Origin of the sequence: Sulfuricurvum sp. (genome assembly GCF_028681615.1) — a bacterium.
Classification (GTDB): domain Bacteria; phylum Campylobacterota; class Campylobacteria; order Campylobacterales; family Sulfurimonadaceae; genus Sulfuricurvum.
In genome coordinates this window covers 129,855-142,796 of the sequence record NZ_JAQUHV010000001.1, presented here as the reverse complement: position 1 = coordinate 142,796, position 12,942 = coordinate 129,855, and the positions used below count along the sequence as shown (strand labels likewise).

The following is a 12,942-nucleotide window of genomic DNA, read 5'->3' as shown; positions in this document are numbered from 1 at the left end:
TCTATTCCTTGATTCTAAAAAAACTGCTTCCGCTGCCGGAGAAAAACCATCCCTCTTTTTCGGCCAGTTCCGGATAGCATCCTAACGCCGCATTATAGAGATCATTCGCTTCTTTCGAGTTAACGGAGGCTAATATCTCACGTGAGGATGTCGCTTCCAGTCGTGCCGCCTCATCACTGCTGATAGGTGCGAACAGATGCTCACGGTAATATCGGTACACCGCAGGGGTACTGATTTGAAGTTCGGGTGTTGTGACTTCAAAATCGATCAACGGTTCATTAAAACGTTCGACGATTTCACCGATTCCGCTGACATTGGCACTCTCATAGCCATAAATGAAAAAAGGGACATCGGCACCGACGTTGGAACCGATTTCTGCGAGTTCTTCGACACTTAATCCTAAGTCCAGCTCTTCATTGCACATCCGTAAAAAGGTAGCCGCATCGGAACTCCCTCCGCCCAGACCGGCAAAAGAGGGGATGTTTTTTTCGACGCATACGGCATGATTCTCGAAAAAAGTGGAGAGCTTATCGGATCGGGTAGCGGTCTGAAGGTATTTATAGGCTTTATAGATCGTATTGGAATGGACTTCACAATTGAAATTGCCCCGAATCTCAAACTCGGGAGTCGATTTAGGCTCAAACCACAACGTGTCAAAAAGGGTTTTGACTTGCATAAATCGGGAACTGAGGGTGTGATAATTTCCCCGTATTCCGGTGATTTTGAGAAAAATATTGACTTTGGCGTAGGCGCGGTATCGGATCATAATTTGAGTTTTTGAACCAGCTGTTGCAGAAGCGATTCGTCGTGTCCCGAAGAGGCCTCTTTGTTCGCGTCTTCGACGGCGCGGACTAACTCGCTTCGTAGCACTCGGATGTTATGCGGTGCATCGATTCCCAGTTTTACAACCCCTTTTTCGATTGAGACCACTTTGACGGTGATTGTATCGGCGATAATGATCGATTCTTCGGGTCTGCGGGAGAGAATCAGCATGCTTCAACCTTATTAAGTATATAACGGACACCCTCATCGCTTATTTCTAGGATTGAGATCGTATCGCCGTTGTCGATCCAGTAGGTCCCGTTTTCTTGGAGATCGAAATCTTCGCGTTTTAGAGGCTGTCCTAATAAAATCGTTTGTATTGTGCCATTATAGCGGTTTTTAGTAATTCCAAGAGAGGTTTTTACATCGAGAGGAACTTCGTTTTCATACACGAATTGCCCTTCGTTGAGGCGCTCGAGTGCTGTGAGCGCTCCATCGTATCCCAGTCGGTTTGCGATAATTTCTCCAAGTGAGCGAATATAGCTCCCCTCTGATACGGTAGCCTCAAAAGTGATAAACGGATGGCAGTAGTGAATGAGGGAAAGATCATAGATAGTAGAAGTGATTTCCCGTAAATCTACCTCTTTTCCCTCACGTGCAAATTCATACGCTCTACGCCCTTCGATCCTCTTGGCACTGTATTTGGGAGGCAGGTAGGTAAGCTCTCCGGTCAAGGATTGGAAGATCTCTTGAATTTGTGCTTCACTGACTTTTTCGGTTTCATTGATTGTCTCGATTTTCTCGATATCCAGTGTTGGCGAATAGGCACCCAGCCAGAGGGTCGCGCGGTAACGCTTTGGGGTTTTGTTTAAAAACCGAAACAGCCGTCCGTGATTGCCGAAGGCGATGATCAAGACCCCCTTGGCAAACGGATCGAGAGTCCCCGAATAGCCTGCTTTTTTTACTTTGTATTTGCGCTTGAGTTGTCCGAGGAGCTGATTGGAGCTTAGCCCTGTAGGCTTATAGGCGACGAAGAGGCGGTTCAATTACAGTTTCTCCACAAATGAAGCTAAGATATCCCGCTTATTACCGCCGAAATTGATGCTGAGTTTAAATTCGCGTCCGGCCTTGCTCACCCCTTCGACCCGTCCGGCTCCGAAGATTTTATGGCGCACCAGATCCCCTTTTTTATACGAGGTGTTTTTCTCGAGAATTAAAGAGCCCTCGCAGAGTCCTGCTTCATTGATAAAACGGCTTTTTTGCAGATCGGTACGGCGTCCTTTATAAAAACGGCTGTTGACATTGGAGAGGGTAAGATTGCTTTTCGCGCGGGTGATCGCGACGTATCCGAGGCGGCGTTCTTCTTCGAGATCGCTTCCGTCTCCGATAAGCGGCAAGAATCCCTCTTCCATCCCGATCACAAAAAGATGTTCGAACTCCAGCCCTTTGGACGCATGGATACTCATGATGTAGATGCTTTCGCCTTCGACTTGGTCTTGTTCGCTTTGCAAGGTGATATCGTTTAGAAACTCCGCGAGTGAAGCTTCGGGATTTTGTTTGACGTAATCGCGGAACAATCCATAAAATTCATCGACGTTGGCAACTTTTTCGGCTTCGTCCGGCAGCCCTTTGAGGGTCTCTTTGATTTTAAAGCGCTCTTCGAGCAAATCGATGAAACGGTAGATCGCCTCTTCGGAAACACGCCGCAGTTCGAGAACTTCGGCGACAAAATCGCGCAACTCTCCGGCGCTTTTTTTCCGTACCAACCCTTCGAGTTCGCTGTCACTCATCGTCGATATAAATTCGAACATCGATTTACCCGCTTCGATGGAAGAGAGTTCGATTTTATCGATGGTTGCCTTGCCCAAACCGCGTTTAGGTTTGTTGATGATTCGCTTGAGGGAAAAGTTGTCATGGACGTTCGTGATAACACGCAAATAGCTGATCAAATCTTTGATCTCCGCACGATCATAGAATCGCAGACCGCCGACGAGTTTGTAGGCGACTCCGGCTCGGTTAAGACCCTCTTCGAGAGACCGGCTGAGTGCATTGATCCGGTAGAGGACAGCGATTTCATTGGGACGGACTCCGCTGGATATCAGCCCTTTGATCGCTTTAGCGATCTTTTGAGACTCTTCACTCTCATCATTGGAGGTGATGGTTTGAACGTCGTCTCCTCCGGTTTTTGTGGCGATCAGTGTTTTGCCCAAGCGTGAGCGGTTATGTTCGATCAGTGCATTGGCTACGGTCAGGATCGGTTGGGTGGAGCGGTAATTGTGTTCGAGTTTGACCACCATGGCATCGGCAAAATCCTGATCGAATTCGAGGATATTGCGCACGTGGGCTCCGCGCCATCCGTAGATACTTTGGTCATCATCTCCGACAACACAGAGATTGTTGTGGGTGGAACAGAGTTTTTGGAGCAACCTCAGTTGGAGCTCATTGGTGTCCTGGTACTCGTCGATCATGATGTAGCGGTATTTTTCAGACGTTTGGGTACACAAATCGGGATGCTCATCCAGCAATTTATAGGTGAGGCAGAGCAGATCGTCAAAATCGACGAGATTATTGGTGAGCAAATATGCTTCGTACTCTTCATAAATTTTGGCGATGTGTTTGTAATTGGTCAGTTCTGCCTGGGCATAGGCTTCTTGCGGATCGATAAGTGAATTTTTGTATCGGGATATTTCACTGGCGATAAGGGCGGTAGGGAGGTCGGCGTTGATCTTTTTGATGATCTTTTTTTTATCATCCGTATCAATTACGACGAAATTATTGAGTCGGCCCAGCAAATGGATATGGAATTTTAAAAACAGCAGACCGAATTTGTGAAAGGTACACAGCAGCGGCGGATAGGAATTTTGGGAGATGAGATTCATTGCCCGTTCACGCATCTCTTTTGCCGCTTTATTGGTAAAAGTAAGGGTAAGTGTATTGCCTGCCGGAATCCCTACCTGATCGAGGAGATATGCGAGACGGGTAGTTATCGTTTTGGTTTTTCCGCTTCCGGCACCGGCTAGAATGAGCAGCGGACCGTCGATTCGTTCGACTGCACTGCGCTGTGCTTCATTGAGCCCTTCGAGAATTTTATCCATACCGTTATCGCCTTGAATGGGTTATATAGTTAATTTATTATAGCCCAATTTTCCCATTTTTTAAAATAGTATGGAAATACTTGCTTTAGTTATAATGATGGGTTATAATACTGCTATTCATTCAACTTATAGGAATTATTATGTTAAAAGACTTTGCGAAACTGATGACTTTTCTCACGGTAGTCCGTGAAAAAAGCTTTTCGAAAGCATCGGCAAAATTGGGTATTTCGCAGCCTGCTGTAACACAGCAAATCAAATTTATCGAAGACTATCTTGATACCCGTGTGGTAGAACGTAAAAAGAACGGGATCAAACTGACCAAAGAGGGGGAAGACCTTTATCGTATCGCGACAAAACTCGAAAAAGCGATTCAATCAAGTGAAAAAGAACTTCTTAAAATTATCAATAAAGAATTTACCTTTATTGTGGGGGCATCGTATGCGATCGGTAACTATGTTCTCCCTTCGTATCTTGGACAGCTCAAAGAAAAAATCAATAATGAAGTCCATATCCGTGTGGCATTTTCAGAAGAGATTATTGATCAATTGATCGACAAAAAAATCGATATCGCCCTTATTGAATCTCCTGTTTTTAAAGAGGGATTGATTTACCGCGAATGGGAAGAGGATGAGTTGGTGATTTTCTCTAATCAGCCGATCCCGAAACAGCTTCGTAAAGAAGATATGTATAAATTTGACTGGATTTGCCGTGATGAGAACTCACACACCCGTAAATTGACAGCCGAAGTCTTCGAAGAGATCGGAGTAGAGTGCTCAGGCTTTAGCGTTATCGGAGTTGTAGCAAGTTCGACCGCGATCAAAGAGACGTTGATGCGTTCACCGAAAGATGCTGCTCGTCCAATCGTATCGGTTATTTCACGTCATGTTATCAGTGATGAGGTAGAAGAGGGGAAACTCTTTGAAGCACGGATTAAAAATTATAAAATCAAACGCAAGTTCTACATCGCTTACAGCAAAGAGCGTAAACACGATGCCTTTATTGACAACGTTGTTACGTATCTACTTGGATTGAAACTGTAACGCGATAGGAGCTAAGCCACTATCGCTACGATAACTCTACGTTTCCCTCGGCGGGAAGCCCACGTGCAGTAAACCGCACTTCTCAATCTACAATAAATTACACTCTTACGATTATTTCTTTTTCAAAAACTTCTGATTTTCAGGATTCGCGAGCAAAGCGCTCATAGAATTCTGAACCCCTTCATTTTTTTCAATATTGATAACAGGGTGCTTTTCCTGAGGAAGGGCAAGATTGACAAAAGCCGGTGTGTCGTCAATAATAATCTGTACAATCGAAAGCAGCGGTACCGAGACAAAACTCCCGATATTCTCTTGACCGAATCCCGCTTCGAAAATTAAAATATCGTTATCGATCCGTGCACTTTCAAACGTATAGCCTGCCAAAAAAAAGAGAGTCATCGTTCGGAACTCATCACTCAGGTGTTGAGGGAGGGGAGGGTCAAAAGTGACATGATCGATTTTGCACAAGACTCCGAAGTTTTGATCATTTTCAAAAAGATAAATGAGCATGTCTCGTACATGAGTTTCCATTAATTTGGCAAATGAAGGACTTTTAATAATATCGAATAACATGACTGCAGGCCTGTGTTTTTAGGGAATTATACCACTTTCGACTTCAAGAAAGTCTACCATTGCATTGAAGATCGCAACCTTGGTAGCTTGAGCGATATCCTCAGGCCGTAGAGGTGCGGGGGTAAGGAATCCTTCTTCGAGTAAACGGGCACGGGTTGTCCCTTCGAGTAGCGGCGTTTGCGGAGTGAGCCATTTCCCCTCTATCCATAAAGCGATATTGGCGATTGACGTATCGGTTAGCAGGCCGTTTTTGACAATCAGGATATCGTCGCATTCTCCACGCTGCTCATACAAAGCGTTGAGTGCTTCCCGATTCGAATCTTTGAGCGAATACTCAATGGTATCATCGTAAATAAGTTTTAAAGAGGTGATAACTCGAGGTACATAGGGATGAAATTCAACCGTAAAGCCAATTTCGTCATAGAGAAATCGACACCGATATAATCCTTCTTCAGGAGGATGTATGAGAGAATTTAGCTCATACCGCTGCAACGAATCGAGCGTTTTGAGCGATCGATCCAAACGTGCTTGATGGTAAGGGAGATGAAAAACTCTGCCGTTTTCACAGCGAAGTGTTTCTAGCAGCACTTACGCTTCAAACAGCGGAGTACTAAGGTAACGCTCTGCCGTATCACAGAGTATCGTAACAATCACTTTCCCTTTATTTTCAGGGCGTGCGGCTACAAGTGCTGCGGCATGGACATTGGCTCCGGCTGAGATACCTACAAGCAATCCTTCGGTTTTGGCCAATGCTTTTGACGCCGCTATGGCGTCTTCATTGCTTACGGTAATGATTTCATTATAAAGAGCGGTATTGAGGATTTCAGGGACAAATCCCGCACCGATCCCCTGAATTTTGTGCGGTCCCGGTTTTCCGCCGGAGAGGATCGGGGAATCTTTCGGCTCTACCGCGATAATCTGTACATTCGGATGGGCGGCTCTTAACGCTTCTCCGGTTCCGGTAAGCGTTCCCCCCGTTCCGACAGCGGCAATAAAGATATCGATATTCCCTTCGGTATCGCGTAGAATCTCCTGAGCCGTAGTGACTCGATGAATAGCAGGGTTGGCGGGATTGGCAAATTGTTGGAGAATAATGGCATTGGCATTGGATGCAACAAGTGCATTGGCCTCATCAATCGCCCCTTTCATCCCTTGCGCTGCGGGGGTGAGTACCAGATTGGCTCCGAGCGCTTTGAGGAGATTACGACGTTCAATACTCATGGATTCAGGCATCGTAAGGGTAAGTTTTAGCCCCAACGCAGCACAGATAGAGGCGAGGGCGATACCGGTATTTCCGCTGGTAGGTTCGATGATAAGCGTATCGGAAGTAATTTTCCCCTCATCCATTGCTGTTTTAATCATGTTGAATCCGATACGGTCTTTGACCGAGCTGGTAGGATTCATAAATTCGCATTTTCCTAAAATTGTAGCTCCGGTTTCTTGGGAGAGGGCGTTAAGCTGAACTAGGGGGGTATTTCCGATGAGTTCAGTGATATTGGCTGCTATCTTCATGTTAAATCCCTGTTTTTTTAGACATTATAATAGCAAAATTTCAAAAATCCAATAATCATTAGTAAATCAGTATGGATAGTGAGATATATCCCTTTAATTGATAAAGAGATAAAGAATAAAAATAGCAGGGGAAAAGTTTTGCATTAACAGCAGTTTTATCCTATAATTTCATTTTTAAATCAAGAGACCGGGTGTCTTTGGAGAGTTTGGCCTAGCCAAATGCCTCAAAGGTGTTCAAATGAGGGAACCGTGAAAACAAAAAAGATCAGTAAAGTATTGATAGCGAACCGTGGTGAAATCGCACTTCGTATTATTCGCGCTTGTAAAGAGTTGGGAATTAAAAGTGTCGTTGTATTTTCAGAAGTAGACGTTAACGGCGTCTGGGTTCGTAAAGCTGATGAGTGTTACCCGATTATGGGCGATCCGATTGCCGCATATCTTGACTATGAACGTATTATCTCTTTGGCTAAAAAAGCGGATTGTGATGCAATCCATCCGGGATACGGATTTTTGTCCGAGAGTGCCGAATTTGCTCAAGCATGTGTTGATAACAATATTATCTTTATCGGACCGAAACCGGAGCACATCGCCCTGTTCGGTGACAAAATGGCATCTAAAGTAGCGATGCGCGCCGTCGGTGTTCCAATGCTTCCGGGTACGGATGAACCGATCGATAACATCAACGATGCGGAAAAAATCGCAAGCGATATCGGATTCCCGATCATCATCAAAGCAGCATTCGGCGGAGGCGGACGCGGTATGCGTATCGTTGAAAAAGCGGAAGACTTCAAAGAGATGTACGAGTCAGCGACCAAAGAAGCGTTGCGTTTCTTTAACCGCGGTGAAGTATTCATCGAAAAATACCTCAAAAACCCTCGCCACATCGAGATCCAAATCGTAGCAGACAAATACGGTAACGTCGTTCACCTCGGTGACCGTGACTGTTCTATCCAACGCCGTCACCAAAAAGTGATCGAAATCGCTCCGTCTCCGCTTTTGAACGAAGCGACACGCCGTGAGCTTTACCGCATCTCTACCAAAGCGATGTTCAAACTCGGATACGAGAGTGTCGGAACCATCGAATATCTGGTCGACCAAGACGATAACATCTATTTCATCGAAATGAATACCCGCGTACAGGTAGAACATCCGGTTACGGAAGCGATCTCAGGAATCGATTTGATCCAACGTATGATTGCGATTGCTGAAGGCGATCAGCTTATTTTCTTGCAAGAAGAGATCAAATTCCGCGGATATGCGATCGAGTTCCGTATCAATGCAGAAAATCCGAAACTCGGATTCGTCCCATCACCGGGTCTTATCACCAACTATCTTGCACCGGGTGGTCCGGGAGTACGTTTGGACTCTATGGCGTATACCAACTACCAAATCCCTTCAAACTACGATTCAATGATCGGTAAATTGATCGTTACCGCTTTGACATGGGAAGATGCGGTTCGTAAAGCACGTCGTGCATTGGATGAGTTTTTGATCGAGGGTATTCCGACCAATATCCCGCTTCACCGTCAAATCGTTCGTGATGAACACTTCATCAAAGGTGAACTTGACACCGGTTATCTTGATAGCAAATTGCAGCACTTTAACCTCGATGCGATCCACAACATGGATGACGAAGAGGCTAAAATGAAACACATCACAGCAGTGATCGAAGCAATCAACAAAAACAACCTCAACGTCCGCCACTAAACGATAAAAGCCTTTACGGCTTTTATTGCTTCACTTTTTATCTTTTAATACACAATTCCCGTACCACCGCTGTTCGCCGAATGAAAGACAACGGTATTGTTTTGTCGTGCATAGAACTGAATCAATAGTTTTTGCAATGTCGGTTCGATCGAAGGGGTAAACCAGCCGTTGTTGCTCATGGCGATCATATACCGTACATCGGGGGTATAGAGCTCTTTTCTCGTCGCTTCATAACAGATGGCGTTGCGGAATTTGACGCCGTGGATGATGAAGTCGGTCGGTTTGTCGGCGGTGACAAAATCGGAAGCCCCTCCGAAAATCACCCGATCTACCCACTCTTTGATAAATGCGGGAAGCGGGATGTATTCGCCGAACGGGACGAGAATCGTTTTTTTGGCAACGGTGATGTGACCGTTTTGGAACAGATAGGATACGTTGTAATTTAAGCCGTTCTCTTCATACAGCGCTCCGGTCACGATAGGAATCTGATAGGAGAGTTTTTGCAGGTAGGCCGTTAAATGCGGATGATGATTCATAAACAGGGCGAACGACGCTTCGGGGAGGACGATCAAATCGTATTTTTCTCGGATGGCATCTTGGATGGCGTAGAGATTGTCCGTATTCAATCGGTATTGCTGAGATTCTTCCCACTTGATGTCCTGCGGAATATCGGTTGAGACGAGTTTGATTTTTAGCTGAGGGATCGGCGGTTTAGGATAATGGGTTTGGACCGCAAACAAGATCAGCAGCAGCGGAAAAAGTTTTTTAAATGTGCTGAACCATGCAGTCGAAGCAAGTGCAAAAAGGATCAGGGCAAATTGCCATTTGGAAAATCCGAGATAGCTGTTGACGAAGATGAGTTCCGGCTGCATCCAGTTAAAGTCCATCGGCCAGACATAGGTAAGGCCGAAAAGGATTGCGGCTCGGATCAGGGGATTCGAGGTTAACCCCATCACTCCGTAATAGAGGGCGTAGACAAAACCGAATCCGAGAGAAACAAGCCCTATCGCCCAGCTGAGATTGTAAAATTCAAAACTAAAGCCGATCCAGTAGCACCAGAACAGCCCGATCCAAAAACCGGCGATGGGAAGGACTCTTTTAGGGGCATGAAGCATCCCGTACAAAGCACCCAAACCGAAAAGGGTATTAATCAGCGGTGATGTGAGCCCGAAATACTCCCAATAGATAAAAGCGGAGAATCCGACGGCGATCAGGAGGGGGAGATAAACATAGGTCGGGAGATGGATAGAACTGATTTTCATGGCGCAATTATACCGATGTTAATGTCTTTTGAGTATAATGCGACAATTTTCTTCATGTTAAGGATATCTATGGAAATTCTCACTCAAATACTCCCTTTCGTCTTTTTGATCGCTATTATGTACTTCGTGATCATTCGTCCCCAAAACCAACAGGCTAAAAAACACAAAGAAATGGTGGAAGCACTCACCAAAGGGGATAAAGTCGTTACAAGCGGCGGCTTAATCGTCGAGATCAAAAAAGTCGAAGAGCAATTTTTTGCTGTGAAATTCAACAATGACACTGAAGCGCGTCTTGTAAAAGACGCAGTGGCGCGAAAGTACGAGGATGAAGCTTAATTATCGCGTCGTTTTACTGATCATCGCTACGGTTATCGGGCTCGTTTTCTCGATTCCTTCGTTCACGCAAAGCAGTGAAGGAAAAAAAATCACATTGGGGCTTGACCTTCAAGGCGGACTCCACATGCTGTTGGGTGTCAAAACCGATGAAGCGGTAAATTCGCAGATGAAATCGATTGCGTCGGCGCTTAAACATTACGGCGAACATAATGATATTCTACTCGATGCCATTAGCGCGCAAGAGAATAAAGTAACATTCGATCTGATAGATGCGGATGATGCGACAGCGATCGATACCTACCTTAAAACAATTGAAGGAACGGTTGTCCATGCGAGTGCAGGGAAATATACGATCAGTATGACCCCTGAAGCAATCGAAAAACTTAAAGTCCGTGCGGTCGATCAGGCAATCGAAACGATTCGTAACCGTCTGGATCAGTTCGGGCTTGCAGAACCGACGGTTGCACGACAAGGGATCGATAAAATCCTTGTAGAGCTTCCGGGGATTAAGACACCACAAGAAGAACAACGTGCGCGCGAATTGATTTCCCGTGCCGCGAAGCTTGAATTGATGGCGGTTGATGAAGACCGTTCGATGCGGGTAAATGAAATGGATGAAGCCGAAGCGGCAAGTTACGGGGATAAAATTCTCGATGATGCGCTTCAGCCGCAGCTTAAACATTTGGTCAATGAAATCCCTATCTTGGATGGAACGATGTTGACCGATGCGCATGTCGGATACGATCAAAACAACCGCCCTGTGATCAATTTTTCACTCAACTCTGCCGGAGCGCAGATTTTCGGTGACTTTACCGGTAAAAGTGTCGGCAAGCGTCTCGCGATTGTTTTGGACGGCAAAGTTTACTCAGCTCCGGTGATTAATGAACGTATCGGCGGCGGAAGCGGACAAATCAGCGGTAATTATACGGTTGCCGAAGCGAATGACCTTGCGATCGCATTGCGTTCAGGGGCATTGTTGGCTCCTATCTATATGATGGAAAAACGCTCGGTTGGTCCAAGCCTTGGAGCGGACAGCATTAAAGCCAGCCTTATTGCATTCGCTACAGGTGCGGCATTGGTCGTCTTGTTTATGGTTGCCTATTACGGGTATGCCGGTGTTATAGCAACGACCGCGATGATTATCAACATTGTTTTGATCATTGCTGTTATGGCGATGTTCGGAGCGACCTTGACATTGCCGGGGATGGCGGGGATCGTTCTCACCGTCGGTATGGCAGTGGACGGTAACGTCATTATCAATGAACGGATACGTGAGCTTCTTCGTGAAGGGGCCAAAGTGCGCAAAGCGATTGAGGGGGGATATGACAATGCGTTCAGTACCCTCGTCGATGCCAACTTGACGACTTTGATTGCGGCCGTAGCATTGTATATGTACGGAACCGGTCCGATCAAAGGGTTTGCGGTAACGTTGGCCGTCGGTATTTTGGTATCGATGTTTACGGCTATTTTAGGGACACACGGAATTTTCAGTGCGCTCATAGAACACATCGAAAAAAGCGGAAAGATGAACCGATGGTTCGGTATCCGTCTTGAGCGCAAGGAGTAGGTATGGAATTTTTTAGAGCTAAAAAAGCATTCAATCTGATGGGATGGGTCAAACCCATCTTCACTTTTTCACTCCTTGTAACGATTATTTCGTTTTACCTCATTTTTAATAAAGGGTTTATTTACGGAATCGACTTTGCAGGAGGGACGGTTGTACAGGTAAAATACGACAAACCGGTACAAATCGATGTTCTACGCGAAAAATTGAAAAATACGCAGTTCGCTTCAGCCGGAATCCAAGAGTTCGGTTCACCGGAGGAGATTATCTTACGCCTTCAAAATACGACGGCAGATGTCACCAAAGATACGGCTCAGCAAGTTACAGCCGCTCTTCAAGGGACGGGGAATTTTGAGATTCGACGGGTCGACATGGTTGGACCGAAAGTCGGGAAAGAACTCCAAACCCAAGGGATTCTTGCTCTTTCACTTTCTGTGTTAGGAATTTTGATTTATGTTGCATTTCGATTTGAGTGGCGTTACGGGATTGCGGCGATCATTGCTTTGGTGCATGATGTTGTGATTACAGCGGGTATGGTCAGTTTGTTCAATGTTGAGTTTGATTTGACGGTATTGGCGGCATTGCTGACGATATTAGGATTCTCGATCAACGATACGATCGTAATTTTTGACCGTATCCGTGAAACGATTCGCGAATCGAAAGATGCGGCACGTTACAGTATGGCCGATATTATCAATGAGAGTGTTACCAATACCCTTTCACGAACTATTTTGACCGTTGCAACCGTCTTTTTCGTTATCTTGACCCTCTTTTTATTCGGCGGAGAGATTATCCACGGATTCAGCTTTGCGATGTTGATCGGAGTTATCTTCGGAGCGTACAGCTCTATTTTCGTAGCCTCTCCATTCTTGATTTGGCTTGGGTATGATGTTGCAAAAGCCAAAGCGGGGTATGCCGAAAAAGCACGCAACCGTGCTGAAAAAGAGCGTTTAAGAGCGCAGTTCGAACAAGGTATCGTGTAAGCCTTGGATGAAATCTGCCTCAAAGAGGCTAGCTTAAGTGCCATAGCGGCTAGCGTAGTCCAAAGGAATTTTATCCCTTTTGGCGTTCTAGATAGATTTAGGAGTTTT

13 protein-coding genes are annotated in these 12,942 nt (G+C 45.6%); 5 read left to right on the top strand and 8 right to left on the bottom strand.

What is annotated here, in order from left to right:
* Position 1: 1 nt before the first annotated feature.
* From PHE37_RS00725 to PHE37_RS00710, 4 genes are read right to left on the bottom strand one after another with little or no spacing between them, the layout of a single operon-like run.
* On the bottom strand, positions 2 to 766 hold the full coding sequence (locus PHE37_RS00725; protein ID WP_299993980.1) for a 4-(cytidine 5'-diphospho)-2-C-methyl-D-erythritol kinase: 765 nt from the start codon (positions 764 to 766) through the stop codon (positions 2 to 4).
* The gene (gene csrA / locus PHE37_RS00720; RefSeq protein ID WP_299930150.1) at positions 763 to 993 is read right to left on the bottom strand and encodes a carbon storage regulator CsrA; all 231 of its coding nucleotides are present in this window, start codon (positions 991 to 993) and stop codon (positions 763 to 765) included. Before csrA ends, PHE37_RS00725 begins: the two co-directional genes overlap by 4 nt.
* Positions 987 to 1,808 carry a tRNA pseudouridine(55) synthase TruB gene (gene truB, locus PHE37_RS00715; protein ID WP_299993982.1) on the bottom strand — a complete coding sequence of 274 codons (822 nt, stop codon included), beginning with the start codon at positions 1,806 to 1,808 and terminating at the stop codon, positions 987 to 989. Before truB ends, csrA begins: the two co-directional genes overlap by 7 nt.
* A complete protein-coding gene (locus PHE37_RS00710) occupies positions 1,809 to 3,857 on the bottom strand; it encodes an ATP-dependent helicase (RefSeq protein ID WP_300008093.1) in 2,049 nt (682 codons plus the stop codon). It lies immediately after the preceding gene.
* A gap of 140 nt (positions 3,858 to 3,997) precedes the next feature.
* On the opposite strand from PHE37_RS00710, the gene PHE37_RS00705 reads away from it, so the two are divergent.
* The gene (locus tag PHE37_RS00705; RefSeq protein WP_299996041.1) at positions 3,998 to 4,897 is read left to right on the top strand and encodes a LysR family transcriptional regulator; all 900 of its coding nucleotides are present in this window, start codon (positions 3,998 to 4,000) and stop codon (positions 4,895 to 4,897) included.
* Positions 4,898 to 5,008: 111 nt separating this feature from the next.
* On the opposite strand, the gene PHE37_RS00700 is transcribed toward PHE37_RS00705, so the two are convergent.
* From PHE37_RS00700 to cysK, 3 genes are read right to left on the bottom strand one after another with little or no spacing between them, the layout of a single operon-like run.
* Positions 5,009 to 5,470 (bottom strand): hypothetical protein, encoded by a 462-nt coding sequence (locus tag PHE37_RS00700; RefSeq protein ID WP_299996043.1) that lies wholly within the window; start codon positions 5,468 to 5,470, stop codon positions 5,009 to 5,011.
* An 18-nt stretch (positions 5,471 to 5,488) separates the two neighbouring features.
* Positions 5,489 to 6,058, bottom strand: coding sequence for an aminotransferase class IV family protein (locus tag PHE37_RS00695; protein ID WP_299996045.1), 570 nt, complete (start codon positions 6,056 to 6,058; stop codon positions 5,489 to 5,491).
* Positions 6,059 to 6,982: a cysteine synthase A gene (gene cysK / locus PHE37_RS00690; protein WP_299996047.1), complete on the bottom strand. Its 924-nt coding sequence runs from the start codon at positions 6,980 to 6,982 to the stop codon at positions 6,059 to 6,061.
* A 249-nt stretch (positions 6,983 to 7,231) separates the two neighbouring features.
* Between cysK and PHE37_RS00685 the strand changes: the two genes are divergently transcribed.
* A complete protein-coding gene (locus PHE37_RS00685; protein WP_300008091.1) occupies positions 7,232 to 8,689 on the top strand; it encodes an acetyl-CoA carboxylase biotin carboxylase subunit in 1,458 nt (485 codons plus the stop codon).
* 44 nt (positions 8,690 to 8,733) lie between these two features.
* On the opposite strand, the gene PHE37_RS00680 is transcribed toward PHE37_RS00685, so the two are convergent.
* Positions 8,734 to 9,951, bottom strand: a complete 1,218-nt coding sequence (locus PHE37_RS00680; RefSeq protein WP_299996051.1) for an apolipoprotein N-acyltransferase — start codon at positions 9,949 to 9,951, stop codon at positions 8,734 to 8,736.
* A 69-nt stretch (positions 9,952 to 10,020) separates the two neighbouring features.
* Here PHE37_RS00680 and yajC point away from each other — a divergent pair, with 69 nt between their 5' ends.
* From yajC to secF, 3 genes are read left to right on the top strand one after another with little or no spacing between them, the layout of a single operon-like run.
* Positions 10,021 to 10,287, top strand: coding sequence for a preprotein translocase subunit YajC (yajC, locus tag PHE37_RS00675; RefSeq protein WP_299996053.1), 267 nt, complete (start codon positions 10,021 to 10,023; stop codon positions 10,285 to 10,287).
* Positions 10,277 to 11,854 carry a protein translocase subunit SecD gene (gene secD, locus PHE37_RS00670; protein WP_299996055.1) on the top strand — a complete coding sequence of 526 codons (1,578 nt, stop codon included), beginning with the start codon at positions 10,277 to 10,279 and terminating at the stop codon, positions 11,852 to 11,854. Before yajC ends, secD begins: the two co-directional genes overlap by 11 nt.
* Before the next feature lie 2 nt (positions 11,855 to 11,856).
* Positions 11,857 to 12,834: a protein translocase subunit SecF gene (gene secF, locus PHE37_RS00665; RefSeq protein ID WP_299996057.1), complete on the top strand. Its 978-nt coding sequence runs from the start codon at positions 11,857 to 11,859 to the stop codon at positions 12,832 to 12,834.
* The last annotated feature ends 108 nt before the right edge of the window (positions 12,835 to 12,942 follow it).

Coding starts and splice junctions, on each gene's coding strand:
- PHE37_RS00700 (WP_299996043.1), bottom strand. CDS start 5,470: ATGTTATTCGATATTATTAAAAGTCCTTCATTTGCCAAATTAATGGAA.
- secF (WP_299996057.1), top strand. CDS start 11,857: ATGGAATTTTTTAGAGCTAAAAAAGCATTCAATCTGATGGGATGGGTC.
- PHE37_RS00680 (WP_299996051.1), bottom strand. CDS start 9,951: ATGAAAATCAGTTCTATCCATCTCCCGACCTATGTTTATCTCCCCCTC.
- PHE37_RS00710 (WP_300008093.1), bottom strand. CDS start 3,857: ATGGATAAAATTCTCGAAGGGCTCAATGAAGCACAGCGCAGTGCAGTC.
- yajC (WP_299996053.1), top strand. CDS start 10,021: ATGGAAATTCTCACTCAAATACTCCCTTTCGTCTTTTTGATCGCTATT.
- csrA (WP_299930150.1), bottom strand. CDS start 993: ATGCTGATTCTCTCCCGCAGACCCGAAGAATCGATCATTATCGCCGAT.
- PHE37_RS00705 (WP_299996041.1), top strand. CDS start 3,998: ATGTTAAAAGACTTTGCGAAACTGATGACTTTTCTCACGGTAGTCCGT.
- secD (WP_299996055.1), top strand. CDS start 10,277: ATGAAGCTTAATTATCGCGTCGTTTTACTGATCATCGCTACGGTTATC.
- cysK (WP_299996047.1), bottom strand. CDS start 6,982: ATGAAGATAGCAGCCAATATCACTGAACTCATCGGAAATACCCCCCTA.
- PHE37_RS00725 (WP_299993980.1), bottom strand. CDS start 766: ATGATCCGATACCGCGCCTACGCCAAAGTCAATATTTTTCTCAAAATC.